This is a genomic window from Microbulbifer sp. ALW1 (assembly GCF_009903625.1).
In the GTDB taxonomy this organism is placed as follows: Bacteria; Pseudomonadota; Gammaproteobacteria; order Pseudomonadales; family Cellvibrionaceae; genus Microbulbifer.
Map to the genome: position 1 here is coordinate 2,937,981 of NZ_CP047569.1, position 26,363 is coordinate 2,964,343.

Sequence of the window (26,363 nt, forward strand, 5' to 3'; positions counted from 1 at the left end):
TGCTACCCAGTGCCACAGGAGAGGGCTAGGGTTTCATTTGAAACAGTTTTATGTGTCACGGCTTTTGTGCTTGAGCGCAATATCTGTCATTTCGTTTTGCTGCCGCGGGGGATAGATTTGCACCATGTCGTGATCCGACTGCCATGTGTAGGATAAGTTTCCCTGCAGTCAATCCGGTGGAAGTTCCACCAATTGCTGTAGCAGCGGGAAATAGAGGGCACAGCGGATGGACCTCTCACCGCGCTGGTAAAACAGCCGACGGTAGTTCTCCAGCTGTCCTCGGTACTTTTCCTGCTGTTGCTCGATAAACGTATCCAGAGCCTCGCCCGCGACAGGTTCCGCGGTTTTGTAATCGATGATCCAGCGGGTGCTGGTGTTCTCATCAATAAACGTGCGATCGATGATATTGCGTCGCAGCTGGCGGCCGCCGCTGTGTAATTCCAGCTCTGCGGCGGACTCGCGGTGGCTGGCGTCCAGCAACCAGCGCCCGGTTTCACAGTTCAGTGTGTTTAACACCGCCTGTTCCACTTTCTCTTGTGCTTTCTCCAGGTTGCTGCCGCTCAGCCCGGCCTGCGCCAGGCGCAATTTCCACAGCGGACGCAGCTGTTCACTCAGCGCGGCCGGTGATTTGGTCAGCATAGCCGGGTTTTCGCTGAGGGTGGCCAGGGTCTCGTGGGCTACGGTGCCGGCGTGGCGGAACCAGCGCAGGGCAACCTGACCCATGTCGGGGAGGTTGGGCTCGCTGGTCTCTGTTGGCTGGTAATCCGGTGTGCGGTACTGAGCCAGCCATTCCCGGTCAGGGATGGCCGGGCTCTGCCAGGATTCCGGGACGCGCAGCAAATAATCGTGGTCTTTGCGGTTGCGCAATTCTCCCTCTTGCTGTTCCGGGGCTTCCGGCCAGTGGCACCAGTTACTTGCTTCCTCCTTGGGAATGGACGGCCAGATGCTGGCCAAAAGGGCGGCAGCACCTGGGGCCTTCAGAGTGCCTTTCTTTTCATCCCGTTTGACGCAGGCGAGCAGGTGCAGGGAGCGGATGGCGCGGGTGCAACCGACATAGAGCAGGCGGGTTCCCTCTAAACGCTCCCGTTCGCTGTTGTCGTGTCGCAGGTAGTCGAATAGCGGGTCCCTGTCGCCGCGGGCGCTTTTGGGGGCCAGCATAAAACGGCTCTCACCTTCGCTGTTGAGCCATTCGGCCCAGCGTAGTAACTGGTCGCCGCCGGGCTTGCCGCCCTGGTCGAGTCCGGGAATCAGTACGTGTTCAAACTCCAGGCCTTTGGATTTGTGAATGGTCATCACCTGCACACTGGCGTCCTGGCCGGGGCGGGCGAAGAGCCTTTCCAGTGCGTTGTAAAACTGGGTCCAGTCGGCAATGGTGCTGCCGGTATCGAATTTTTCCAGTAACTGGAAAAAGTCCTGCACATTGTCCAGTTCACTTTTGTGGGCCACGGTGGCGGGGCCGCCGACGGCCAGCCACAGGCCTTCAACCCAGGTGCGCAACGGTTTGCGGCCGCGTTGCTGCCAGGCTTGCAGTAAAGGTACGGCGCTGCGATGCAGGCGCTGGCGGGCGTCTTCACTCAGCATCGGTATTGCGTCGATTTCCGCGAGTGCCTGTAGCAGTGGACGCGCACTGCTGTCCATGGGCCCCCGGCTGCCTGAATCGTTATCAGTACCGTTGCCCCAATTTGCCAGCGTGAAAAGGTCCGGTAGCTGCAGTCCGCACCAGGGAGCACGCAATACCGAGAGCCAGGCGATACGGTCGCTGGGGTCGAGCAGGGCGCGGGTAAGGCTGAGCAGATCCAGCACCACCATTTTGCTCGCCAGTGGCGCCAGATCCGGCGCCTGGAAAGCAATACCGGCGGCGCTCAGTGCGGGCAGTACGCGGCCCAGGTGTTTTTTCTTGCGCACCAGTATCGCGATTCGGCCCTCGGGGTCCTGTTCGCGTAATTGTTGCACCAGGCGCACGGCCTGTTCGGCTTCCAGGTCCCGGGTTTCGTCGTTGACACAGCCGTAGAAATTGACCGCAGGGGCGGGCCATTTAGTGCTCTTGAATGCGTGGGATTGCAGGTAGCGCACGGCACCGCGGCTGATGTTGTCTTGTGCCGGAAAAGCGTGCTGGAAAGTATCGTTGACCCACTCCACCACTGCGCCTTCCGAGCGGAAGTTCACCTGTAGATCGAGCGGTTCCAGCTCAACCCGATTGTCGTCCTGGCCGATACCGCGGGCGCGGGCGTCGAGGAAAATACCCACGTTTGCGTTGCGGAATCCGTAACAGGACTGCATGCCGTCGCCGACGATAAACAGGGTGCGGCCGTCACCGGGTTCCCAGCCGGCGGTGAGTTTTTCCAGCAGCTGCAATTGCATCTGCGAGGTGTCCTGAAATTCGTCCACCAGAATATGTTGGGTTTGCAAATCCAGTTTTAGCGCCAGGTCGGTAGGCGCATCGCTGTTGCCGAGGGCCATCAATGCGGCCTGCGCCACCTCGGTGTAATCGGTGGCCCCCAGTTGCTGGAAGACCAGTTTCAATTGCGCGACGAGTCGCGGCAGCACTTGCGCCAGCGCCTGCAGCAGTTCCCACTGTTCCTGATGTAGCCCCGTTGGCAGGTTGCGGGTCTCGTCGAAGGCTTCGGTCACCGTGGTATTTTCACTGAGTTCTGCAGACAGTGTGTAGAGTCGTTGCTTGTAGGCGTCGGCTCCGGGTAACTCTTTTTCCGTGGGGAAACCGTGGCGCTTGTCCACCCGTTTGCGCGGGCCATTCTTGTCGGTGACCAGCATATTGATCAGTGCCAGCCACAGGGGCAGGGCGCAGGCATCCGTACCGGGCAATTCGTCGATTCCGGCGCAGGCCGCCAGAGGATGCGCAACGGCATTGTCGCGCAAATAGGCGCCGGCAAAGTCCGCCAGCTCCAGAAGTTCTCCCTGGTAAATGGCGAGACACTCGGCCAGTTGCGTCAGGCGATCGGCCACCAGCTCATCGATCGCAAAGTGGAAATAATCCTGCGCGCCTTCCTGTCCCACGCTCAGCAGCGGGCCCAGCCACTGGTCGCGTTTTTCCAGCAGAATTTGCAGCAGCTTGTTGAGCTGGCCGAGATCATTGTCCAGGTGCAACAGCAATTGTTGCAGCGCAATATCCGCGGTGTCGTCATCCAGGGACTTGAGCAGATTGACCACGGCCATTTCAAATGCGACCTGGGTTTGCTCCAGAGGCTCCCCCGGTGCGCCGAGTCCGCTTTCGATGGGCAGCTGGCTCGCGAGGCTGCGGCAGAGGCCGTCGATCGTCTGGATGCGCAAGCGCTGGGGCATTTGCAGCAGTTGCCAGTTCAGTTCGCGGTCCCGTGCCAGCAATGCGCTGGCGAGATCCCAGGTAATGGCGTCATGGGGGTTGTCGGGTCTCTGGGTGTCGCGTGCTATTTGCAGTGCCTCGATCAAGCGCTCGCGCATTTCGCCCGCGGCTTTGCGGGTAAAGGTGATCGCCAGCACTTCTTCCGGTTGCTGGCAGCTGGCGAGAAGCTTCAACACCCGCTGGGTGAGCAGGCCGGTTTTGCCGGAGCCCGCCGGGGCAGAGACCGCGAAACTGCGGGTGATATCGAGGGCGCGGGTACGGGCGCTGGCGTCGACCGGTTGCGAGACGGCCTGGGTGGATACTACTTCGCTCATTGTGCTGCCTGCTCTGCCATGTTTCTCTCCGGCCAGCGGTTTAGCGGCCAGAGCTCGCTCTGGTTGGTGTTGTCCTGTGGGCGGTCGAACTGCAGGGAGGCGACGCCGCCGCGGTACTCTCCAGCAAGCAGTTCCAGACCCCGCTGCCAGTAATCGCTGAGATCCTGCCAGGTGGTGTAAGGGGCATCTTTCTGGGTGTCGGCCACCGCCTTGATGCCGTTAATCGGCTGCTCCAGTTCACCACAGCCGCTCCATTTGCAATCGCTGGTCCGCACCTGGCCGAAAGCGATGGCACGTGCCTCCGGTTGGAAGAGGGCGTAGAGCGGCAGCTGCGGTTCGCGAATCCGATCCTGCAGCCATTCGTTAATGCTGGGGGTACCGGTTTTGTAGTCGATCACCAGCTGTTCGCCGCCAGCGAGCAGATCGAGGCGGTCGAGTCGCAGGTTGAACTGCAGTCCGTCAATGGTTACCTGCTGGCCCCACTCAATTTTTTCGACGGTGAAAGCCGGGCGCTGGGATTCCAATTCCAGCCACTGGTTCATCAGTCGCAGCAGCCGCTGTTGTTCCATTGCCCAGAATCCGGCGGGCAGGTGCCCGTGCTTTTTGCGGACGTCGCGCAGGGCATTGGCGATGGCGGTTTGAATCTGTTGGTTGCGTTCGTCTTCGCTCAACGCATTGAGGCGCGTGGAGTCGCGGCAGGCCTGCCAGAATTCCGCCAGCACCTGATGCACCACATTGCCGCGCTCCGCGGGACTGAGTCCGATACTCGGGGCCATAAAACCGCTGGCGCCGAGGCGGTAGCGCAGTTGCGCGTTGAGCGGGCAGAGTGCCTGAGCTTTTAATACTGAGGCACCACCGCGCACGCGTTCGCACTCGATGGGCAGTAACGGCGGCAGTTTGGTGTCGGCCACTTTTTCCAATTCGATGGCGTTGGCCAGTTGTTGGTTGTGCTCGGTGAGGCCGTCGCTGCCGAAGGTTTCAGATTCTTGCCGTTCGCCGAACAGATTGCTCAGCCCCTGATGAACGCCATCTTCCTCGCATGCGTAACTGACCACGATGTCGCCGCTGGCATTCAGCAAGTCGTCGGTGAGCTCGCGGGCGAGTTCCAGCTCGCGCTCGGCGCTGGCGCGGGGCATTTTCCAGTGCTTTTGCCACTGGATCGGGAGCAGCGGATTGGGCGATGGGGCTGTCGGCCACTGTTGCTGACCAAAGCCAACCAAACGCAGGTGGTCGAAGGCCAGGCCGCCGGCTTCCAGTACGCCGAGAATCTGCAGAGGGCCATCGCGGGTTTCCGCCTGGAAGGGGGTGCGGCTGGCAACCTGGCGCAGTTGCTGCAGCGCCTGGGATGCGGACAGGGTGCCGGAAAACGCAGAGAGGGTCGCGAAGTTTTCCAACGCGCTCTCCCAGTGCAGCAGTTGCTGGTATTCCTGGCTGTCCGGGTTGCGTTGCCCCGGCCAGCCGAGTGTGGCGAGAATTTCAGAAAAACGCGCGGCCCAGACTTCGGCTGGAGCGCGCTGCCAGCGGCGCTGGCGGTCGCCGATCTGTTCCAGTTGACGCGGAAGTTGGGCAGATTCGAGCTTTAACTCTTCGGTAACGCGCTCTGCCCAGTATCGGAGAGAGTCACCGGTCACCCTGCGCAGTTCCAGTTTCTGCAGCCGGCGGAACAGGGCGCTGCGCAGCCAGAGTTCTTGCTCATTGCCCCAAAATGGGCTGAACAGCAGGTTCCTTAACTGGGAGTAATCCCATTCGTCAGCGAGCAGTTCCAGCAGTTGCAGTGCTGCAGCGCCAATGGGGGTCTGCGCCAGCGGTGTACCGGCGGAGAAGTTGAATGGCAATGTGTAGCGCGGTTGTGCCGGGTCGAGAAACTGCGGCTCCAGCACCCGTGCAAAAATAGATTCCACTTGGGCGCGGCACTGACCGAGGTTGTTGACCACAATACCGACGCTGTCGCGGCTGTTGTTCGCCGTACTGGCCTCCAGTTTTTGTGCGGCCCACCGTGCAGCCTGGTAAAGCTCTTCTTCAAGATTGCTGCAGGGCGCACTGGTGATCTGTGCCTGGCGTTTGGTTGCCGGGCGATCGATCATATTTTCTGCCGCACTTTCGATAATGGAATGATACAGCGGCGATATCTGCGCGAAGCCCGCAGTATCGATCTGCGGCAGTTTTGGCAGCGCGCCCTCGCTGAAGGCCTGCAGTATGCGCTGGTCTCGCTGATCCGGCGTAATGGCGTTGTGCTGTCGCAGTTGATCGGCAAAGGCGCGGATCATGCGAAACAGCGGGAATTCATTGGCACTCAACGACAGTGCGAATTGTTCCAGTAGCGGTTCGATGGCGCTGTCCAGCTGTTCCAGATCGTCCACCAATTGCCACTGCAGCAACTGCGCCAGGGCGCCATCGGCGTCGCGGCACAACTGCAGGCTGTTGAGCAATTCCTTTTCCAGCGCTTCATCAAATGCCCGCTGCCACAACAGCTGGCGTTGCTCCCTGTTCAATACTTGCCGCATCGCCGGTGCCCAGCCCTGTTGTTGCAGGGTGAACCACAATTTATCCAGCCAGCCCTGCATGGACTCGACCGCCGGCGGTGTCCAGCTGGAAGCGGCGGGCTGTTCGCTGGCGTAGACCTGTTGGCAGCGGTTGCGAAGTCGGTTGTTTGGGGTCAGCAGCAGGCCTCCCGGGGGGAGTTGCGCGAGGATTTCCAGGACGGGGAATGCCGGTTGCAGCATGAAAAGGCGAGCCTAATTCTTAAAATTTTGCGGTAGGGTGTGACGGTTAACAGTCGCGGTTTGCGGCGAGGCTGTCAACGGTCGTTGGCGGGCTAAATTATCGACAGTTAACTGACTGGCATTTGCTGGGCTGGCGAGAACTCAGCGAAGGCGAGGGCGATTTGCTGGTCTGAATCGGGTGCGCTGCTCAGTAACTGGCTGGCACCCGCAGTTTCCGGCAGCGCCAGGTTCAGTTCCTGCAGCCACCACTGCACACGCCGGGCGATGGCGGGGCCAGAGTCAAGCCAGCGAATGCGGCGGGGAGCGAACTGATCCAATTCTTCCCGCAGTAGCGGAAAGTGGGTGCATGCGAGCACCGCAATGTCCACTTTATCGCCACCGGCAGTGTGGAATATGCGCTGTAGCACCGGCTCAAGATCCGTTGCGGAAATCGTCTCTCCGCGGAGCTTCGCCTCTGCCAGACGTACCAGCTCTGGTGCCGGTACATTGATCACGCGTCGGTCATTGGCGAATTGCTCGATCAACTCATGGGTATAGCGGCGGTTGACGGTGCCCTCGGTGGCGATCAGGGCGATGACGCCGCTCTGGGTTTCCTGGGCCGCGGGCTTGATTGCCGGAACAACCCCCACCACCGGTTGCTGAAGTGTTTCCCGCAGCTGCGGCAGGGCGAGGGTACTGGCGGTATTGCAGCCAACCACAAGGATATCGGCTCCGGTGGCTTCCATCATCGCTGAAGCTTGTTCGACGATGCGTGGACGCAGTTCTTCCTCGCTTTTGGTGCCGTAGGGGTAGAAGCCGTTGTCGACCCCGAAATGCAGGGTGAGCGCGGGTATCTGCCGGCGGATCTCGCGGGCAATACTGATGGCGCCGACGCCGGAATCGAATATCAATGCGCTGGGGGCCTTGTTAGAATGGCCGCTTCCATTGGGCATAACGAAAACCTGTTTCCCTCAATTCTGCATCCCCAGTAATAGTGGAGGGGCTTGCAAATCGGGCCAAGAATACCGCATTCAGCGCCGGGACTGGCAGGTCATTTCGCCCGCAGCGCAGCGGCCGGGTTATCCGGGCCTTCCCCAATAAGTTTAAGAGTTTTCTATGATTTCGTTTCCTCTCCAGGTCACACTTGAGCAAGCGGTGTTGGCAGCGGCACTGGTACTGTTTTTGGTGGGCCTTGCTGCGTGGCTCAGCCGTGGTGCCGTAAGCCGGCGGCTGCAGGCGCTACAGGGGGAGCATCAGGTGGTGGTGGCGCAGTTGGTAAGTAGCCGCGAGCAGGAGTCCCGCCATGAGCTGGATGTTCAGCAGTTGCGCACAGAGCTGGACTCCAAATCGACCCAGTTGGCCCGCTATCAGGTGCTGGTGGAGAAAGGGGAGGCCGCGCTGGCCGAGCAGAAGCAGCAGCTGGAGCAGACCCGAGCCAGTATGACCCAGCAGTTTGAGAACCTCGCCAACCGCATCTTCGAAGAGAAACAGCAGGCCTTCCAGCGCCGCAGCGAAGACAGCCTGCGCAAGAGCCTGGACCCGCTGGAGCGCCAGTTAGGCGATTTCCGCAAGCGGGTGGAGCATGTCTACGACCGCGAGAACGCCGAGCGCAACAGCCTCATGGGCCAGATCAAGGCGCTGCGGGAGCAGACCCAGCGCATCAGTGACGAGGCGCTCAACCTCACCTCCGCGCTCAAGGGTGACCGCAAAATTCAGGGCAACTGGGGCGAAGTAGTGCTGGAGCGCTTGCTGGAAGAGTCCGGCCTGCAGAAGGGCCGCGAGTACGAAACCCAGGTGAGCTTCACCAGCGACGGTCGTCGCCGCCAACCGGATGTGATCGTGCGTCTGCCGGAAAACAAAGACCTGATTATCGATTCCAAGGTCTCTCTGGTGGATTACGAGCGCTATGCCTCCGCCGAGACCGACGAGGAGCGCACTGCGGCACTGAAACAGCATGTGAACTCACTCCGCGCGCATATCACCGGGCTTAACAAAAAAGCCTACGAGCAACTGGAAGGGGTGCGCACCCTCGACTTCGTGTTTATTTTTGTTCCTATTGAGGCGGCCTATATGCTGGCCATGCAGGCGGATCCGGAAATGTTCCGCTTCGCCTATGAGCGCCAGATTGTGCTGGTCAGCCCGACTACCCTGATGGCGACCCTGCGCACCGTGGAAAATATCTGGCGCTACGAGAAGCAGAACAAGAACGCGGAGAAAATTGCCGATGAGGCGGGCAAGCTCCACGACCAGTTCGCGCTGGTGCTGGAATCCCTCGACAACCTGGGCAGCCGTATCCGCCAGGCTGACGAGGCCTACCAGGAAACCTACAAGCGACTGGCCACCGGGCGCGGCAATGCGGTCAAACGCATCGACAGCCTGCGCAAGCTGGGGGCCAAGACCCGCAAGCAAATCGCCGCGGATCTGCGCGAAAGCGCCGAAGACAGCCACAAGCTGCCAGCACCAGAGCGAGACATGGACGCGGTGGAAGAAACTGCCGAAAGCGAAACCTGATCTATGTGGGAAACCTTCAATTTTGCGCTGTCGGTTACCGGCCCCATTTTCCTTACTTTGCTGGTGGGGTACGGGTTGGCGAGAAAAGGTTTGCTGAGTGAGTCCTTTGTGGACGACGCCTCGAAGCTGGTCTTTCTGGTAACGCTGCCGGCGCTGTTGTTTTTCAATATTTTCGGGTCCGATGCCCGTGTCACTGATGAGTGGCCGCTACTGGCGGCAGGGCTGATCGGTACTGTGCTCACCGTGCCACTGGCCTGGTTGACGGCGCGCTCTCTCGAACACGGCGACCGCAGTGCCTTTATCCAGGGAGCTTTCCGCGGCAACCTGGGGATTATCGGCCTGGCATGGGCGGCCAATGCTTACGGCCCTGGTGGGCTGGCACAGGCGGCGCTGCTGATGGCGGTTATCACTATTTTCTACAACGCCGCGGCGGTTGCACTGTTTGCGGTGTACAGCCAGAAAGCCCAGTTCAGCTGGTTAAAACTGGCAAAAGACATTGCCCGCAACCCGCTGATTGTCGCCATCGTACTGGCGCTGGTGGCCAAGGCAGTAGGGCTCAAATTGCCGCAGATGCTGGTGCAGACCGGTGAGTATCTTGCCTCGGTGACCCTGCCACTGGCACTGTTGTGTATCGGTGCCAGCCTGGATCTCAGCATGCTCCGGCGCAGTTCTTTTGGCGCCTTTGCCGCCAGCGGTTTTAAATTGCTGATCGTGCCGCTGGTATTGCTGGGGGTTGGTTGGCTGTTTCAGCTGGATGGGCAGGCGATGGCGATTCTGTTTTTACTCGCCGCTACGCCTACGGCGTCTGCGTCCTTTATCATGGCGCGCGCACTGGGTGGCAATAGCCAGTTGGCGGCGAATATCGTTGCGCTCAGCACCCTGTTTTCGATTGTTACCGCCAGCCTGGGGCTGGCGTTGTTGAAGGTATCTTTTCCATGACCGAACCCATGACCGAAGTACCTGTCTGGATTCTGGTAATCGCCGGACTGATTATTTTTACCCTTTCCGCGATTGCGACTTACTACTGCCTGGAACTACGCAAGGCGCAAAAGCGGCAAAAGGCGCAGCTGGCGGAGCTGGAAGCGGCAGCGGATGCGCAGCGGGATCGGGTGAACACCAGTATTCAGATCATCGCCAAAACCCTGCTCGATGACGGGGTGGGCCTGACCGAAGCCTCACTGCGGATTCGTGTGCTGCTGGATTCCCTGCAGGTTGAGCCGGCAGTGAAAGAGGAGTTTGTGGCGTTTTACCAGGTTGCGGATAAAACCAGCCACATCCCGATCCTTGAGGACTGGAAGAAGCTTTCGCGCAAGGAAAAATTTGCGTTTGAAAAGGAAATGGCGCGGGTGGAAGACGATTACCGGGATTTCGCACTGGATGCAGCCAAGCGGATTCTTGGCCGCAACTTCTAAAAGTTGGTTTTTAAAAGTTCGTTTTTTGACTTTTACTTTTTAACCAAAAGCACGGCGGATTCGGTGTGATCCGTATAGGGGAACTGGTCAAAAATCGCAAAGCGCTCAATGCGGTGGGTTTTGGTCAGTTCTTCCAGGTTCTCCAGCTGCGTTTGCGGGTTGCAGGAGATATACAGAATTTTTGGGAAGCGGGCGATCATTGCGCAGGTATCGGCATCCAGACCGGCTCTGGGTGGGTCCACCAGTACGGTTGAGAAGTCGTAACTGTCGAGATCAAAATCTTTCAGGCGGCGAAAGGGACGGACCTTGTCGATGGCCTGGGTGAACTCCTCCGCAGACAGGCGCAGGATGTGCAAGTTTTCTATTCCGTTTGCCGCGATATTTTCCTGTGCAGCGTTAACGGAAACTTTGGAAATTTCGGTGGCCAGCGCCTTGTCGAAATGCTCCGCCAGGGGAATGGTGAAGTTGCCATTGCCGCAGTAGAGCTCCAGTAAATCGCCCTCGGCATTTTCGCAGCAGCTTTTGGCCCACTGAATCATTGAGCGGCAGATGTCACCATTCGGCTGGGTAAAGCTGCCTTCTACCTGTTTGTACTGGTAGCTTTTGCCGTCGATCTCCAGTTTTTCGATCACGTAATCCCGGTCGAGCACCAGTTTCTGCTTCCGTGAGCGACCCAGGATCGGCACGCCCAGTTTCTCCTGCAGCGTGCGCGCCTCGTTTTCCCATTCTTCACCCAGCGGTTTGTGGTAGATCAGCGTGATCAACGCATCGCCGCTCAGGGTTGTCAGGAATTCGGTGCAGAACAGGCGCTTTCGCAGAAGCTCACTGTTGTTAATGGCGTCTAGCAATGGCGGCATCAATACGTTGATCCGCTCGGAGCCGACGGTAAACTCCTCGATAACAAACGGCTTTTTGTACTCGCCCTGTTTGTACATGGCGTAATCCACCCGGCCGCCTTCCTGCCACATTTTGAACTCCGCGCGCAGGCGGTAGTGGCTGGGCGGGGAGGGGAATACCTCCGGGGTCAGCTCGGTAAAAGGCGCATAGGCCTGCTGCAGGCGGGCCACCTTTTGATCCAGTTGTTGCTGGTAGTCGTCGGTATTTACGCGGTGAAGAGCCATGTGCTGAGCCGTTTCTGTTACAGGGGGCGACCGGATTAGGGCGCGCGATCATTGGGGGTAGGGGCGCGGATTATAGCGGATGCAGCCTCCAGATAAACGGTTGTGATTTGATGAGTGAGGAAGAGTGAAATGGCACTGGGAAAGCTGGAAATAGTAGTGAACGGGCAGGGACTGCACGAATTTACCGATGAGGTGAACCACTGGCTGGCCAGTCAGAACCTCTTTGGAAGTGGGCTGTGCACCCTGTTTATCCAGCACACCTCGGCCAGCCTGCTAATTCAGGAGAATGCGGACCCCAGTGCGCGGGTGGATCTTGAGAACTGGCTGAACCGCCTGGTGCCGGAGAATGACCCCCTGTACACCCATACCCTGGAAGGGCCAGATGATATGCCGGCACATATCAAGGCGTCGCTGACCGCCTGCAGCCTGAGTATCCCCATGGAGGACGGCCGGCTGCTGCTGGGCACTTGGCAGGGTATCTACCTGTGGGAGCACCGCCATCACCGCGGGAAGCGGCGGGTGATTGTGCAGGCCTGAGGAGGTTCAGAGTGCTTTCCGGGCTCAGTAGTGGACCTTCAACTGTAACTCCAGGTAGTCATCGCTCCTGAAACTGTTCAAGACACCGCCGCCGCCCGAAAAAGTGCGGCCTTTCACTGCAAATGTCAGGTTTTGCCCCAGGCGACGATCTGCTTCCAGTGAAAACAGCGTCTCACCGCTGTCTGGATCCCAAATAGTGCCTACCAGAACCGAAGTGTCCTGGCGGTCGTTCAGGGCATAGCGCAGCCCCATAAAAATGTCATTGTTAAATGCGGAAACCGGTGTGAGTGGATCCGTGATGTCTCTGTTGTCATACAGGTATTCAAGGATTAACCCGAGATCCCCCCTGTGTCCCATGAATTGGTAGTTCGAATACTCCAGTCCGCCAACCAGGGCGTGCATATCTTTGCTATAGCCACGGCGGTACAGGGTTTCCAGCTTCCATAGCCAGGCGTTTTGCGTGTATTGCAGGTCGAGGCTTAACTGCTCGATTTGCTGGTAGTAGGGATGCAGTACACTGGTGGTCATGTCTGGAATCAGTGCCGCTTCCCGATCGGTTCCACTAAACCAGGAAACACCCAGATCCCAGCCATTAAAGTAATGACTGTAACGCAGAGCAGTGTCCAGATGGTTTCGCTCTCGGGAGTCCGCGTAACGGGGGGAGCCGGCGTCCACCGGGAGTGCAAAACCAAGGCGACCTTCAACCCCGGGAAAACTGCGCTCGCGAAAGTAGGGCAGTGCATAGAGTTCCAGGGTGCCCCAATCTCGAAACAGCGTTAAATTGGCGAGAGGCTGGCCCAGCTTGGACTCACCATCGGGGTCTTCGACGGTGTCCGTCTGGTTGATGATGTCCACCAGATGATGGGACTCGGCGACTCCCCAGAATACCTTTCCAATGCCAAGTAAAAGTTCCCAGTCAGACGCGGTACGGCGCCAGCTCAATTCGCGGAGATCACTGTGGGTCCTCTCGGGGTCCACGTAATCATGGCGATAATAGGGAATGGCGGTAAACTGATTTTCGTTGTGGTCTGCACGAATCACCGTCGAAACATGTACGGACAGCGGATTCGTATCTCGTTGGCGGTCAAATGCCGGTGACGCAAAGAAGTTGCGCATGTCTATGCCGCCTTCTGCACTGACTTCCGCCGAGCTGGCTGACACCGGGATACTCAGCAGGGCGCTCAGCAGGGCACTTCGCAGGGCAGTGGCGTCATAGCGTGAAGCGGTCTTAGTCAAAGCCATGATCTAACGAATCCTGCGAAGTACGGATTTTTCAAAATCCCGGTCACTGAATTCGGTGTCGAAACGATAGTCCGAGTACACCAAATCGGTGCTGCGACCTGTCAAGTGATTGACCATTGTCAAACGGTGCGCTCGCCAGAATTTGCCCTCGTACTGTCGATAATCTTCCATCTCCAGCGTTTTTAGCAGAGTGTCACGGCGGTCGTAAAATTCGACTTTCACCATCTGGCTGCGGTTTTGATCTGTCCAGGAAATTTGGCGGGTGTAACCAGACTCTGCATACTTGGGGCGTCGTTCTACGACGTCGCAGACAAATTCGCCGCACGGCTCCGACCGCAAATACTGATATTCGTACTTTTCGAGTGCCTGCGCAGTAAAGTCTTCGAATGCAAATTCACTGCCGACAAATGGGCCGGATTTATTGGCAGAGCTGATACGCTTTTCGCGACGGAGTGCGGGTAAATACAGCCACTGGTCGTCTGGCTCTAAAATCCGCGAATGGGACAGTAATGCGGTACCGCGAACGTCGGCGGGCGTATTGAAGAGAATCAGGCTCTTGTCGCCCAGTAGGGGATCACTCACTTCTAAGGTTTGTATGGTGAGCGCTCTTGTTGACTCATTTCCAGACGCGTCGCGGAGCACCATGGTGAGATCGGCAATACTGGAATGGAAGCCCCGGTCTGAACGATCCGTTCGCTCAGCGATCTGATAGCCCCGCTGGTCAGCAACCGTTTCTGCCCAGGCTGGGGTAACTGCGATCAGCAATAATGTCAGACGTGCAAGCGTGTTGACCATACCGGCCCCCATGGACGACGTGTTCTGTCTTGAGCGCAAGCGCGTAGTTAAGTTCAACATGGTTAGGTTCTTCCTTATTCCTTTCTAGATTTCGGTCATATCAAAGTCGCCTTTCGACATGCCACAATCCGGGCATGTCCAGCTTTCCGGGACATCCTGCCATGCGGTACCTGCTGGAATGCCCTCTTCAGGTCGCCCCAATTTCTCGTCGTACACAAATCCACACAAAATGCACATAAACTTACGCTGATTCATAGTTCGTCCTTTTGACGGCGGTACTGCTTACTTTCAAGCACCGACTGAGATTTTGCGTGCTTCGGAATTAAAATCTGCGGAAACAGATTGAATCTCGGATTTCAGCTTGGCGAAAAACGCTAAATTTTCCGTAGACGTCTTGTCGTGATCGCTCTTGCTCGGTACTTCCACGCTGCCACCGGGAAGCAGCAGGCGATAACTTTCACGAATGAATCGAAGGATTTTGTCGTTTGCGAGCAGTGGCAAGACACAGGGAGAGACGATTATTCGATCGACTCCCAGCGTGTGCTTCCACAGCTGTTTTACCGCAAGTGCCGGATCATCCTCTTGCGTGTACCCAAGACCGCTGAAATTCTGGTTTTGCGGACTGCTCTCCGCCTGGTTGGGAAGATTGATTTTCAGGCAATCTCCATCGCGGAGTATTTTTAATGCGGTCGTCGGCTGGGGTGCACCGCGTGCAATACGTGTCAGGATCATGGAATTGACTTTAAACCCGGAACCGAAACTCATCATGAATACACGTTTGCCGGTTTTGGGCCCTGTCTTCTCAATTTCATCCAGTACGTAGAAAATGGAGGGCGAACTCATATTTGAGCGTTGCTCGAAGACGCGAAAACTGAACGCCAAATCTCCTTTGGACAGCTTCAGGCTTTTTGCCAGCCCCGACAGCACTGCGGTGCCACCTGGATGCAGGGCCCAGTAATCGATTTTACTTTGCCAGTCTGGGACTTTCTTTGTGACGGCGTAATGAATTTTCTCGCTGGTTGAGGCGATCTTGGGAACCAGGATCCTCAGGTTTTGTTCAATGCCCCGGGCAGCAACTTTCGGTAAGGTTCTTGACAGCCGTATGGCGGGACCGCCGCTCCCCTCAATGTAGCGAATGGCCTCAAATTCCTGGTTTCCTGAGCTGATGGTGCGCACGCTCTCGTCAATACCGTAAAGTGCGGGCTCCCGGTAGGTGCTGATAAGCAGCGCTGCGCAGCCCTCTCCAAATACCACATTTGGTATGACACCATCCTGAGATTGATTAAACAAATTGCTGACAGCCTCCAGGGCGATCACCAGGCAGCGTGCCGGCCGATTTTCTGATCTCAGGAAGCGAATACCTGCATCCAGTGCAGCCAGCCCACTGGAACAGGCCATGTCGCCAAGGTTCAGGGTGACCGCATGGGAGGGGAATGAAAATGCACTGGCGACGATACTTGCCGCACTGGGCATGGTTTTCCCGACGCTACTGGTGACAACAATAAAATCGATGTCTTTGGCGGATTTTCCGGTTTTCTTGAAAAGACCATTGATGGCGTCAGTCATCAGGCTGCGAATGGTTTTCTCGTATAGCGCCAGGCGTTGTTCCCGGCAGTTGGTGCGAGAAAGTACTTCAATATCGTGACTCAAGTGCCGAACGCGTTGTGGGCTTTCCAGAAGGAGCTTTCTGTAGAGTTCGCGCGACTCGTTGTCGAGTCCGTTGCGCGTACACTGTTCGAGCTTTTCATAAAGCTTTTCGTTGGTAATCGGTATTCCATAATCCGAACAATGGAAGTCGACTAATTTGACTTTTCTGTTTCCCATGATTCTTTCCGTGAATATTCGGGTTTGCAATATATAGAATTGGTTATTGGTACGGCTTCTTCCCCCATCACGCCGGTGATTGGTAATGATGCTTGGGGTTTATCCGTAGAAATTTCAGGATGGACTTCCGGAGCTGATTGATGACTGTCAGTGGAATATCGATCCAAGGTCTCACGCAAACCATGACAAACACGCCATTATCCGCGTCGCTATTCAGGTACTCCATGATCTTGAGCCCGCGACTATCGAGCGACTGAAGGGATGTCTGATCATTGCGTATACGAAACCCAAGGTTCTGGCAGCGACCGGGTATAAGCCCGTTATCCTGTAGGTTGTTCAGGTTGAGGTTTTCAGCAGTTTTTCGGTATAGCGCTCTATTGGGGAATGATTTCGTCGGGTTTAGTATGTCCGGAAATATTCTGGGTGCGATGGCGCGCATGTTCAGATAGCTTCTGGGGTTATTTGATACGGTGCAGAGTGCACTGGTCGTGAACAACTTGGTCCATTGGAAAAGGTAGCGAAAATATAAGTAGCTTCCGAGTTTTCGCTGTACCCCACGGGGACTTTTGTCGGTTTTCCCGCTGAGGCTAAAGTGGAGGACCTGGAATCCATTAGTACATTTTTTCTGGTAGAACAAAAATGCGCTTGCGTTTCCTAAATGGTAATAAATAAGAACGCATTCCACAGACCGAAGGTAGGATTCGATATGAGCTTCTGGATCTGAGGATACAAAAGATTGTCCAAAGATCGAAAGTATATCCTTCCGTTCTTCGATGGTTGCTGAGCTACATTGAACGTCCTTGATCATGTTTTCCTCAGGGATTGCTGGGGGAAAGTTCTCTTTTCATAAGCGCATGGCGCTTTGCAAAGGTGCTTTTTGTTATCGGTGAGCAAATGAAGGGGTCTGCAAGGCCAAGAAACCCCCCGGAAAATTCGAGTACATCGCGGTATCGGGTTTTTCCACCCAAATCCTCAAAATGATGTTCATGGCGGAAATACTTATAAGGCCCTTTTCGCATTTCATCGACGAAGTGGCTATTGGGTTCAAATTCAGTGATTTCTGCTTCATAAGTGAAAGGAAGCCCGAACATATAGAAAACAAAGCGTAATCGCTCGCCACAGCTATGCCAGTATTCCGGCCCGGAAATCCAGTTTGTTCTATAGGGGAAATGCGACAGGAATCCGGCTCTGGATGCACAGAATTCAAAGACTTCCTCTACGGGGCGATCGATAATACTTTCAAACTCGAGTTTCATAGTTTGCTTACACCTGTAGGTTCTTTACCGGATCAATGTAGATTTTTACGGGGTCTGAAAGTCGTAGCTTGGCAGAAAACCCCAGCATGGGGACGTCTTCATAAGTGCCGAGATCCCCGGATGCCTGAACGAGTGAATACACTTCGGGCAGGTTGTGCCATGGGACCGTAGGAAAGTAGTGGTGCTCTGTGTGAAAGTTGAAGTTGTATGCCAGCACCGTTGAGAGCAATTTTGAAAAAGAGGAGGTTCTGGAAACGCTGTCCTGCTCATGCAATGGTATAGGCGTCGACCGAGTTTTCGATGTGAAAGGAAAAATGCCGGAGTGGTGGGTGAAGTTAATGGCTTCAAACCAGAAAAAGTAGAAGATGATGGCTGGAAGGATGTAGCTCAACCAGTTTGACATGCCCATTGTAAGTCCCAGTGTGACTTGGGGGACAAGGCACACTACTAGAGATAGCAGTCCGCTGTTTCGACTCTTTCGGGTGGTACTTTTTTTGAACGGGTGCAGCCAGAACACTGAGAAAATCAATTGAATTGAGGGGATGGGAACACAAAACCACCAAACCCAGCGAAATGCCTGCCGTTTTAGGAAGGATGCCTCTCGTAGCTTGAGAAGCCCTGCCTGGGTTGGATCCCGGTCGATCACGCCCACCCATTTGTGGTGTTGCAGGTGTAATTCTCGCCAGGGTGTAAAAGGCACCAGGCAGAAGGCGCTCAAAAAGTAGCCGGCCAGTGTGTTGCTCCGCTGGCTGCGAAACATGGCGCGATGACCGCATTCGTGCAGCAGGGAAAAACAGCGGAACATGGAGATGCCAGCTACGGCTAACCAGAATAGATAGGAAACGCTGAGGATCTCCGATCTGCACAGAAAGTAGATTGAGCCCGCGCAAATGGCCGGCTCCATTACAAGCAGTGCGGCTGAGAGGGAGCTGTTCTGTGTGAACAGTCCCCGGCGATGCAGTTCTTCCCGAAGCTTGGAGTAAGTGTTGATCTTCAAGATGCTTCTCCGGCGAGTGATTCGTTCTGGGAGGCTTGTGAAGGCTTTGGCTTCTTTTGCGGATCCAGCTTGAGGAGCAGGCAGGGCAGGAACACCAGGTCGATGACAAGCGCCGTCACAATAGTCAGAGCCAGTAGATTTCCCATTTGCGAGGTAGGCTCGAAAGGTGATAGTCCCAGCACCAGAAAACCGGCAGCGAGAATAATGGATGTTGTCAGGATCGCAGTGCCGGCATCCCGATGTGCATACTCGATGGACGCTTCCGGTGAATAATTGAGTGCATTACGTGCGTATCGGTACTTGCTGAGAAAATGAATGGTGTCGTCAACGATGATGCCAATTGCCATCGAAATGACCGCAGAGGTGGCAAGCCCGATGGTGGAAGCCGTAACCGCCCAGATACCCAGAGCCACAATGGCGGGAGTGACATTGGAAAAGATACTGATGAAACCGTAGATAAAGGAGCGGAATGTAATACCAATGAGCAGGGAGATCAGGGTAAATGCAAGGGCGGTTCCCCACAGCATGCTTTTGATATTCGAGCGGGAAAGATTGGCAAACGCCACATCCAGGCCTACGGGGTTGGATACCTGCACACTGTCCGGACCGTTTTGGCGCGACCATGTCTGTGCACGGGCTGAAAATGTTAGCAGCTGCTCAGAGGTTGATTTGTCCAGAATGGCGGTTACGCGCGAGGCGCGCTTGTCAAAGGCCACCTGGTTGGTGAGATCCAGCCCGTAAGGTAGCGACATTTCATAGAGCAACAGGTACTGCGCACTGAGATTGTCAGAATCAGGGAGTTTCAATTGGGTAATATCGTCGCCATGCATGTTCTTGTTGAGACGTGCAATGGTGTCCGGTATTGCGGATACGTAACGTACCTCGGCTTGTGTTCTAAGCCATTCGGAAAACTGGCTGACAAACTGGAGATACTCAACCGACGTGATCGTTGCCGAACTGGTGCCTGAGACTTCGATATCGAAGTCCACCCGGTGTAGCCCGGTTAAATCGCGGTTGATAGCATCCGAATCCTGCCTGAGTTGGAACGAATGGTCGAAGTAATTATTCCAGTTATCTTCGAACTGATTGTACGTGGCCAGATAGCAGAATACACCGAGCGCTGCACAACCGAGAAAGAAGTATGGATTACTACGGCGGACAATATGGGCTGAGAGCCGCGGCATAAACTGCGTTAAGGTCGGCGCGCGGGGTTGGCGCGATATAGGCAGGGATAGTAACAGCGCTGGGACGATTACGACTGAAATCACATAGGCGAACAGGCAGCCTAGGGCGATCATATTTCCCAAGTCCCGATAGGGTGGGGACTCGTTAAAATTCAGGCATAGAAAGCCGATAATGGTTGTGATTGAGGTCAGTGTGATTGCGTTGAAATTTCGCGATAGCGCGCTGGCAAGTGATTCTTCGACCGATTCACCACTCGAGAGTTTTGCGTAGTAGGTGGTCAGCAGGTGAATACAGTCAGCGACTGCGATAACGAGAATGGCATTGGGGACAAAGCCAGCAACAGGTGCCAGAATTGGATCTGTCCATCCGATGATCCCGAATACAAAGCCATTGCTGAGTGTTGCGGTCCCCAATGTCAGGGCGATACCGATAAAGCTACGCATCAGGAATGCCATCAGTAGGATAATCACCAGATACCCGAAGGGAACCAGGTATAGCGTGTCCTGTAGTGCGGCTTCCCCCATGACCTGATTCATCAACACAGAGCCCGCGAGAAAGTATTCGTAATCCGGGTGTTTAGCCTGGGTGCGCTCAATCAGGTTCCGCACGAAGGTGACGGCTTCCGGTGTTTGTTGCATTCTTCGATCGAGCTGGTCGCTGAGCTGAAGGGTAATTTGAATACCCAGTGCACGCCCATCTTCCCCGGCTAGAAAATTCTTTATGAGTGGCTCCGTCTGAGCAATCTCGCGAACTTTCTCATTAATCGTGCTTTGCGAGGCGCTATTGTTTTGGGGCTTGTACAGGTTTCTGACAAAAATGTCATCGTCTTGCGCATGGCTGTACTGGAAGTTTGTTAGGGAGTCCACCCTCCTGGCATAGGGGGTTTGCCATAGTGCTCTGGTGAGTTCTGCAACGAGAGTCAGTGTTTTTTCTGAATAGGCGCTGTCACTGGTCGGACTGATTCCAACAAAGAGTGTTTCGTTCTTGGTGTATTTTCTTTCGACCAGATCGATTTGCTGTACGTCAGGATGGTCCGCAGAAAGGTAGACACGGAAATCCGTACTGAATTTCAGGTTTAGGGCACCTGAAATTGCCACGATGAAAAGGCAGGACGCGATAAGCAGTACTTTGCCACGATTGGCGCTAAGCCAGAAAACATAGCCTTTCATGAACCCTGTCCTTTTGGTTCTTGGGACTTTTGTACCCAATTTATGTTGCGCGATGTATAAAAATGTTAAGAATTCTGTAAAGAAATACTCTTTATTTTTTGTGGTGCCTATAAATTCGCGCGAATACTATGAGTGCAAAAATGCATTGTCAATCGCAAAGCTTTTATCGTTTTCGGAAAAATTTATTTCATTGTTGTTTTGCGGGCGATTCGTAATTTTTATCGAATTAATTAGTACTTTAGTGCTCTTCTTTTTCGTTAGTTGATGCTGCAGTACCAGTTATTTTTAAAGTAACTTAAATGTAATTCTGATGTAATTCAGGCAGGATTTTTTGGCACGAGAGTACTGCTCTCAGCAGTACTCTGTGTATGAGATTGGATTAGGTTGGGTTGAATTGAGTTGGAGTGGATTGGAGCTGGATCGAAAATGGCAGTTATAGACAATTGGTAGGTTTGGGCAGTCCGGCCAGTTTACTGCCAATTTTTGCGGGGCTCGGGGGGAACAATTGCATCAAAAAAATACTGTTGCCTTTCTCGGCTCCCAGGTGTTGCCCGACATATTTCACCAGCGGTCGCATGGCCGGTGATAGTTCAAATTCTTTGTAAAATGCCTGTAACAGGTGGATGACATCCCAGTGATCGTCTGTTAGCTCGATATTCTCCTGTGCCGCGAGGGCTTTCGCAACTTCCGGGCTCCAGTCAGCCAGATTGCGGAGGAAGCCCTCTTTATCCACGGGGATTTCTCGGCCTTCAATTATAAAACTATTCATTTTGGACTTACCGGAACCAACTGACGATGGGGTTATTTTGGGTGCAGAGGTTAACCCATTGGGCTTCATCAATCGTTTGGATTGCGGGATCGACGGATACCCCGCGGGCGATCGCATCGGACTTCAGGCAGTACACGGCGCCGCTCATTCGCTGTACCAGTGCCGGGTCATGGGCTGCGTAGACCGCGTCTTCAATAAGTAACAGCGCATCGCCATTTATGCAGGCGGAAAGGCAGTCCTGGAGTGCACTTCCGGCAAAAGGTGACTGGTTAACGATATGTAATGTCATTTCAAAAGCTCAATACCTGATCGAAGCGGGCAATAAAAGCCCCCGGATTTTCCAGTAGTTCGATTTCGGCGCCAGGGATTTCGATGTTTTCGAGATTGATCCCTCGATCTTCCAGGCTTCGGCGGCAAATGTGCAATGTTTCGACACCAAACATGGGCAAGGCTTGCAGGTTCCTGCGCAAGTTCTTCTCGCCAATGGCATCCGGGCTTTGCTCCAGTAATTGGAAGACGCCGTCATTGATAAACAGCACTTCCGGGACCTGGTCCATTGCGGCACACGCTAGGATGGCTTCGAGTCCTTCGCGGGCGATGGTGTGACCGTAGGGCGCATGGCGGCAGACGGCGAGAATCGATTTTACCTGGGGCAAGACTTCAACCTCCGAAAGTGATAACGCGGTCGCTGAGTGCAGTGGCTTCCGCCAGCTGTCCCAGGCCGGCCAGCTCAAAACCCGGCGCCAGGTTGGCAGCGGGCTTTTCCAGGCGCGAGGCTTCCGTCTCACTCAGCACCCCGCGGCGCTGGGCGGCAGCGATACATACGCTGAGCTCGAGCGCGTGTTCACCCTGCAGTTGCTGCCAATGCTGCAACAAATCCGTTTCATCCTGGGGGGGTGCTGCTAGTGCGCTACCATTTTGAATGCCGTCACTGTAAAAGAATACGCGATAGATACCGTGGCCGGAATCTAGTACGGCTCGCGCGAAGCGCAGTGCGGTGCTGGCACCTTCTGAGGCGTGGGGTGCGCCGTAGACGACGAGAGTGAATTGCATGTGAGGGCGTTACCGATAAAAAAATGCCCCGCGGAGCGGGGCACTGTGTGAACTGTCTCAGTCCGCTGATCAGTCGTCGCCGGAAGCGAAACCGAAGATGTGCAGCAGGCTGGTGAACAGGTTCAGGATGTTCAGGTACAGCGAGGTGGTGGCCATGATGTAGTTGGTCTCACCACCGTTCACGATACGGCTGGTATCGTACAGGATGAAGCCGGAGAACAGCAGGGCAATTACACCACTCAGGGCGACGCTTGCCAGCGGCATGTAGAAGCCGAAGAAGCTTGCGATCATCATACCGAGGGCGCAGACCAGTACCGCGATCAGGCCGACAAACAGGAAACCGCCCATGAAGCTGAAGTCTTTACGGGTGGTCAGCACGTAGGCAGACAGGGCAAAGAAGATCAGTGCGGTGGTACCCAGCGCCTGCATTACAATTTGACCACCGCCGGCGAGGCCAACGTAGTGGTTCAGCATCGGGCCGAGAGAAGCGCCCAGCAGACCGGTGAAGGCAAACACCACACCCACGCCAGAGGCGGAGTTGGCGGTACGGGGCAGTACGAACCAGACCAGTACGATCGCGGCGATGGAGCAGATGAGGCTCATGCCGCGGCCCATGCCGATGGCCATGGAAATGCCGGCAGTGACTGCACTGAATAGAACAGTCATTGCCAGTAGTGCGTAGGTGTTACGCAATACCTTGGCGGATTCCGAGCGATCCAGTGCTCCGGACTGTGTATAGACTTCTTGGCGCATCTAGCGTCTCCTGCAAGTGAATATGAAATCTTCCGGGATCATATAACCAGCGCTTTAGACCTTCAAGTAGGCGCTGTGTTCGACGATCTGTAATAATTTGGGGCAAATTAGCGTGCACCACCGAGGATCAGAAATGATATTGCTCAAAACCCTGTTCACACGGCGTTTTCTCGCCTTTCAGCCCGGTAAGGTGACTTCTCTGGGTGTCGCGCTGTTCGCGCTTTTCTGGGCGGCGACCGGCTATTCCAGTACCGAAGCGCCCAGCCAGGTTCCCTTTGGAGACAAGATGGGGGCGGAGGTGCTGAATTACAATCGCCTGCGCCCACAATTAGCCACTGGTGGCAGTATAGATCTGGCACAGGTGGAGAGCCTGAAGAACAAGGGATTCAAGACCATTGTGGACCTGCGGACTCCGGAAGAGGGGACAGCCGAAGAGCAGACTGCGGTGGAAGCCGCCGGAATGGTCTATGTGAACCTGCCGGTCTCGAAAGGCGCGCCGTCAGATCAGTTGATTGCCCAGTTGGGCAAGATCCTGGAAAACGCCGATGCAGCGCCAGTATTGCTGCACTGCGCGTCTGGGAACCGCGTTGGCGCTGTCTGGGCCATTTATCGGGCCAGGCAGGGTATCCCGCTGGAGATTGCTATCGAAGAGGGGCGAACCGCGGGTATGCGGGCGTCCCGTGAAGAGCAGGTGCGGGCGCTGCTGCAGTAGGCGGAATTTGTCGACACAGTCATTCCGTGTCGGATTTTGTAAGCGGCAACCGGATGTCCACGATCAGCGGCAGATGATCGGATGCCAATCGTGTCAGCTCACTGCGCGGCACGTGGATATCGTTGATCTCCAGTGCCTGTTCCACAAACACGTAATCGATGCGCGCTTTGGGTAGGCGGCTGAAAAATGTCCCTTTCGGTTTGTGCCCGGGTAGTTTGAGCTGGGCGTCATCAAGCACTGCGCTCAACCGCTTGATTTCAGCAGAACCGGGGAGGGCATTGAAATCGCCGACGAGAATGCGCGGGCGGCCGCAGTCGCCATTGCCCATCCATTCCGGTCCCAGTAGTGCGTCGATCTGCCGCATCCGTTCGGCCTTCGCCAGGCCAAGGTGCGTATTGAATATCTGTACCCGGGTACCGTGAAAATCCAGTTCCATCCACAGGGCCCCCCTGGGTTCCGCACGACCGTGATGTCGTGAGTGCTCCGGTGGCCCGGGAAGAATCCCTTTCTTGATCAGCCGTATGGGGTGCCGTGACATGATGGCGTCCCCATAACGCTCATCCTCTATGTGCATGGCTGGTTGGAAGTGGCAGTCCATAGAGAGCAGCCTGGATATCTGGTGGGCCTGGTCGACGCCGCCGGTGCGCTGGCGGCGTACATCCACTTCCTGCAAAGCGACGATATCCGGTGAGTAGCGGGCGATGACGCGGGCTATCCGCTCCGGTGATAGCTTGCCGTCCATACCTTTGCAGATATGCACGTTGTAGGTCATCACCCGCAGGTTTTCACGGTTGCGCTCCGCTCGACGGCTTTTTGTAGCTCGCGTTTTCTCCGCTGGTGGCACTGCTGAATGTGGAGCTGGTTGGTTTGCTGGCTGTTCGGGTGACGGAGCAGCTTGAGTAGCGGACCCACTCCCGGGTTGCGTGTTATCCGCCGGTTGTGGGGCGACCATTATCGCCGGTGGTGATTTCAATTCCTGCGCCGGATGTGCCTTCAGGAAAGCCAGTGCCGCATTGCGAATATCCCGGGGCCGCCAGTGCTTGCGACCATTGCCGGGGAAGTGAATATCCCCGGGCATAAGTGCGAAGGCATGGGTTTCGTTGGGGGCCGCACCACCGTGGCTGCCACATTCGATTGCAAAACTGATACTTTCATTACCCGCACACCAGCCGCTGACAACAAAATCGCCGGCATCCGGGTGGCGGCAAAGGTTGGCCAAATCCTCGGCGGCTTCGTCCACGAAAGGGTGGTCGGGCCCCAGTACCTTGTGGCCATCCTCCGGCAGGGAAAAGGCGCCGTGTCGCCACCAGCCGCGGACCTTGCTCAGGGTTTCTCCCTCTTCGGTCACGGTAGTGCTGGTTTTGTCCTCATACAACACCATGGGCGCCTGAGTCTTTTCCACGATCAAGCGGGCGATCTCGGATGGTGGCGTGTCCTTGCAGTGGATGTTGTACAAAAGTGCCAGCGGCCCCATGGCGGAAAGTGCCATGGGGGCTTCGCCCTCGCGATGACTCTCAGGGGGCTTGATGGGGAAGAGCTTCTGAACCCATTGCCCGCCGAATAGGCGTACCCGCTGTAGCTGGACACCGTGGTTGCTGCTGGCGCTGTAACCCTGGGGCTTTTGCGGAAGGCCTGACAGGGCCTCGCTCACTGCGTCGGCAAAGCTGCGCCCGTGTAATGTTTCGTAGGGGGTGCTGTCTTCCTGGCCGTGGTCTGAGTAAATCCACACGTCGTAGTGGCGACGGGACGAGCGGTGAGCGGCGCGCCAGATGCGTGCAATCGCATCGTCGATGCCTTTCAGGGTCCAGTGGGCGAATTTGGAACTGGGGCCGCGGCGATGAGACTGTTCGTCGTACCCCAGGAAATTGATGTAAATCACCGGTAGGCCGCGGGCGATGTCGATTTTGACCCCTACAGTAGAGAGCTCACGCAGCAGGATAGTGATTGCGATGCGGGTGGGGATGAACATCAGTTCGCGGATAAAGTCCTGCCCGTCAGTAAGGCCGCGGATAAAGTCGGCGATAGAGAGCACCAGCTCCAGCAACACCAGAGCGCCCGTGCGTATCAGGCTCCAGAGGTTTGCCAGCAGCAGGATGAGCAAGGCCAGGGGGCCGGCTTGCTTGAGCGAAGGTCCCCAGCCCTGGGATGCCGGGCAGAAGTGGGATTCGTCGTTATCGGCACCGGCGCGAAATACACTGACGTAGCAACTGCCCTGCTGCAACAGCGGTTCGTGACCTGCATCTGTCAGGCGCTTCTCGATTTTATTGGCAGCGTTGGATTCGTACATTCGCAGCATTTCCTGCGAATCGGACGACATAAAGCCGAAGGCCGGTACTGCCGCTTTTACTCCGTAAAAAATCTCGGCCTGTACCGCCGGGGTGGTGGCGGGTACTCCGGAGTACATATGATCCAGGTGGTAGTGCTCTTTCTCGATCAGCTTTTTCAGGAATGGCATCTTGCCTTCTGCCAACGCTTTGTCGAGTTGTGGTCGCGCGAGGCCATCTACCTGAATCAGGACCAGAGCTGGGGCATCGGGGTCACGCTCATTGATTTGTAACTTGAGCATGCGCGCGAGCCATTCGCTACGGCTGATGCGGCGGCGCCAGCGGCGCAAGGTGCTCTCGATACGGGTCATCATGGGGCGCGATTCATCTCTTTACTTCAGGGGGCC

At 56.0% G+C, this 26,363-nt stretch carries 22 protein-coding genes; 5 read left to right on the forward strand and 17 right to left on the reverse strand.

The features are described 5' to 3' along the window. Positions 1-168: 168 nt before the first annotated feature. The 3 genes from GRX76_RS12230 to murI form a co-directional block, all read right to left on the reverse strand. Positions 169-3,654: an exodeoxyribonuclease V subunit beta gene (locus GRX76_RS12230; protein ID WP_160153575.1), complete on the reverse strand. Its 3,486-nt coding sequence runs from the start codon at positions 3,652-3,654 to the stop codon at positions 169-171. Continuing rightward, a complete protein-coding gene (locus GRX76_RS12235; RefSeq protein ID WP_160153576.1) occupies positions 3,651-6,377 on the reverse strand; it encodes a PD-(D/E)XK nuclease family protein in 2,727 nt (908 codons plus the stop codon). Before GRX76_RS12235 ends, GRX76_RS12230 begins: the two co-directional genes overlap by 4 nt. 107 nt (positions 6,378-6,484) lie before the next feature. Next, positions 6,485-7,309 carry a glutamate racemase gene (gene murI / locus GRX76_RS12240; RefSeq protein ID WP_160153577.1) on the reverse strand — a complete coding sequence of 275 codons (825 nt, stop codon included), beginning with the start codon at positions 7,307-7,309 and terminating at the stop codon, positions 6,485-6,487. A gap of 163 nt (positions 7,310-7,472) precedes the next feature. Here murI and rmuC point away from each other — a divergent pair, with 163 nt between their 5' ends. From rmuC to GRX76_RS12255, 3 genes are read left to right on the forward strand one after another with little or no spacing between them, the layout of a single operon-like run. Continuing rightward, positions 7,473-8,867: a DNA recombination protein RmuC gene (rmuC, locus tag GRX76_RS12245; RefSeq protein ID WP_160153578.1), complete on the forward strand. Its 1,395-nt coding sequence runs from the start codon at positions 7,473-7,475 to the stop codon at positions 8,865-8,867. A gap of 3 nt (positions 8,868-8,870) precedes the next feature. Further along, entirely contained in the window at positions 8,871-9,806 is a 936-nt protein-coding gene (locus GRX76_RS12250) for an AEC family transporter (RefSeq protein WP_160153579.1), read from the forward strand. Next, positions 9,803-10,279 (forward strand): DUF2489 domain-containing protein, encoded by a 477-nt coding sequence (locus tag GRX76_RS12255; RefSeq protein WP_236250344.1) that lies wholly within the window; start codon positions 9,803-9,805, stop codon positions 10,277-10,279. Before GRX76_RS12250 ends, GRX76_RS12255 begins: the two co-directional genes overlap by 4 nt. A gap of 32 nt (positions 10,280-10,311) precedes the next feature. Here the strand turns inward: GRX76_RS12255 and trmA are convergent, their stop codons facing one another. Continuing rightward, the gene (trmA, locus tag GRX76_RS12260; RefSeq protein ID WP_160153580.1) at positions 10,312-11,400 is read right to left on the reverse strand and encodes a tRNA (uridine(54)-C5)-methyltransferase TrmA; all 1,089 of its coding nucleotides are present in this window, start codon (positions 11,398-11,400) and stop codon (positions 10,312-10,314) included. A 129-nt stretch (positions 11,401-11,529) separates the two neighbouring features. On the opposite strand from trmA, the gene GRX76_RS12265 reads away from it, so the two are divergent. Beyond that, positions 11,530-11,937 (forward strand): secondary thiamine-phosphate synthase enzyme YjbQ, encoded by a 408-nt coding sequence (locus GRX76_RS12265; protein ID WP_160153581.1) that lies wholly within the window; start codon positions 11,530-11,532, stop codon positions 11,935-11,937. 24 nt (positions 11,938-11,961) lie between these two features. Here the strand turns inward: GRX76_RS12265 and GRX76_RS12270 are convergent, their stop codons facing one another. The 12 genes from GRX76_RS12270 to GRX76_RS12325 form a co-directional block, all read right to left on the reverse strand. Next, on the reverse strand, positions 11,962-13,179 hold the full coding sequence (locus tag GRX76_RS12270; protein WP_160153582.1) for a hypothetical protein: 1,218 nt from the start codon (positions 13,177-13,179) through the stop codon (positions 11,962-11,964). Positions 13,180-13,182: 3 nt separating this feature from the next. After that, the gene (locus GRX76_RS12275) at positions 13,183-14,034 is read right to left on the reverse strand and encodes an outer membrane lipoprotein-sorting protein (RefSeq protein ID WP_201276806.1); all 852 of its coding nucleotides are present in this window, start codon (positions 14,032-14,034) and stop codon (positions 13,183-13,185) included. A gap of 24 nt (positions 14,035-14,058) precedes the next feature. Beyond that, positions 14,059-14,229, reverse strand: coding sequence for a rubredoxin (locus tag GRX76_RS12280; RefSeq protein WP_160153583.1), 171 nt, complete (start codon positions 14,227-14,229; stop codon positions 14,059-14,061). Positions 14,230-14,262: 33 nt separating this feature from the next. Then, on the reverse strand, positions 14,263-15,798 hold the full coding sequence (locus GRX76_RS12285; RefSeq protein WP_160153584.1) for a 3-oxoacyl-[acyl-carrier-protein] synthase III C-terminal domain-containing protein: 1,536 nt from the start codon (positions 15,796-15,798) through the stop codon (positions 14,263-14,265). 815 nt (positions 15,799-16,613) lie between these two features. Beyond that, complete coding sequence (locus GRX76_RS12290) at positions 16,614-17,054, reverse strand: SRPBCC family protein (protein WP_160153585.1); 441 nt, start codon at positions 17,052-17,054, stop codon at positions 16,614-16,616. A 7-nt stretch (positions 17,055-17,061) separates the two neighbouring features. After that, positions 17,062-18,051, reverse strand: coding sequence for a fatty acid desaturase (locus GRX76_RS12295; RefSeq protein ID WP_160153586.1), 990 nt, complete (start codon positions 18,049-18,051; stop codon positions 17,062-17,064). Next, positions 18,048-20,405 carry an RND family transporter gene (locus tag GRX76_RS12300; RefSeq protein ID WP_160153587.1) on the reverse strand — a complete coding sequence of 786 codons (2,358 nt, stop codon included), beginning with the start codon at positions 20,403-20,405 and terminating at the stop codon, positions 18,048-18,050. Before GRX76_RS12300 ends, GRX76_RS12295 begins: the two co-directional genes overlap by 4 nt. 433 nt (positions 20,406-20,838) lie before the next feature. After that, positions 20,839-21,174, reverse strand: a complete 336-nt coding sequence (locus tag GRX76_RS12305) for a TusE/DsrC/DsvC family sulfur relay protein (RefSeq protein WP_160153588.1) — start codon at positions 21,172-21,174, stop codon at positions 20,839-20,841. A gap of 7 nt (positions 21,175-21,181) precedes the next feature. Then, positions 21,182-21,463: a sulfurtransferase complex subunit TusB gene (gene tusB / locus GRX76_RS12310; RefSeq protein WP_160153589.1), complete on the reverse strand. Its 282-nt coding sequence runs from the start codon at positions 21,461-21,463 to the stop codon at positions 21,182-21,184. Position 21,464: 1 nt separating this feature from the next. After that, positions 21,465-21,830: a sulfurtransferase complex subunit TusC gene (gene tusC, locus GRX76_RS12315; RefSeq protein ID WP_160153590.1), complete on the reverse strand. Its 366-nt coding sequence runs from the start codon at positions 21,828-21,830 to the stop codon at positions 21,465-21,467. Positions 21,831-21,834: 4 nt separating this feature from the next. Then, positions 21,835-22,227, reverse strand: a complete 393-nt coding sequence (gene tusD / locus GRX76_RS12320; protein ID WP_160153591.1) for a sulfurtransferase complex subunit TusD — start codon at positions 22,225-22,227, stop codon at positions 21,835-21,837. Positions 22,228-22,296: 69 nt separating this feature from the next. Next, complete coding sequence (locus tag GRX76_RS12325; protein ID WP_160153592.1) at positions 22,297-22,980, reverse strand: Bax inhibitor-1/YccA family protein; 684 nt, start codon at positions 22,978-22,980, stop codon at positions 22,297-22,299. Between the two features lie 133 nt (positions 22,981-23,113). Here GRX76_RS12325 and GRX76_RS12330 point away from each other — a divergent pair, with 133 nt between their 5' ends. After that, positions 23,114-23,692 (forward strand): beta-lactamase hydrolase domain-containing protein, encoded by a 579-nt coding sequence (locus GRX76_RS12330; RefSeq protein WP_160153593.1) that lies wholly within the window; start codon positions 23,114-23,116, stop codon positions 23,690-23,692. A gap of 19 nt (positions 23,693-23,711) precedes the next feature. Here the strand turns inward: GRX76_RS12330 and GRX76_RS12335 are convergent, their stop codons facing one another. Beyond that, positions 23,712-26,330, reverse strand: a complete 2,619-nt coding sequence (locus GRX76_RS12335; protein ID WP_160153594.1) for an endonuclease/exonuclease/phosphatase family protein — start codon at positions 26,328-26,330, stop codon at positions 23,712-23,714. Positions 26,331-26,363 lie beyond the last annotated feature (33 nt).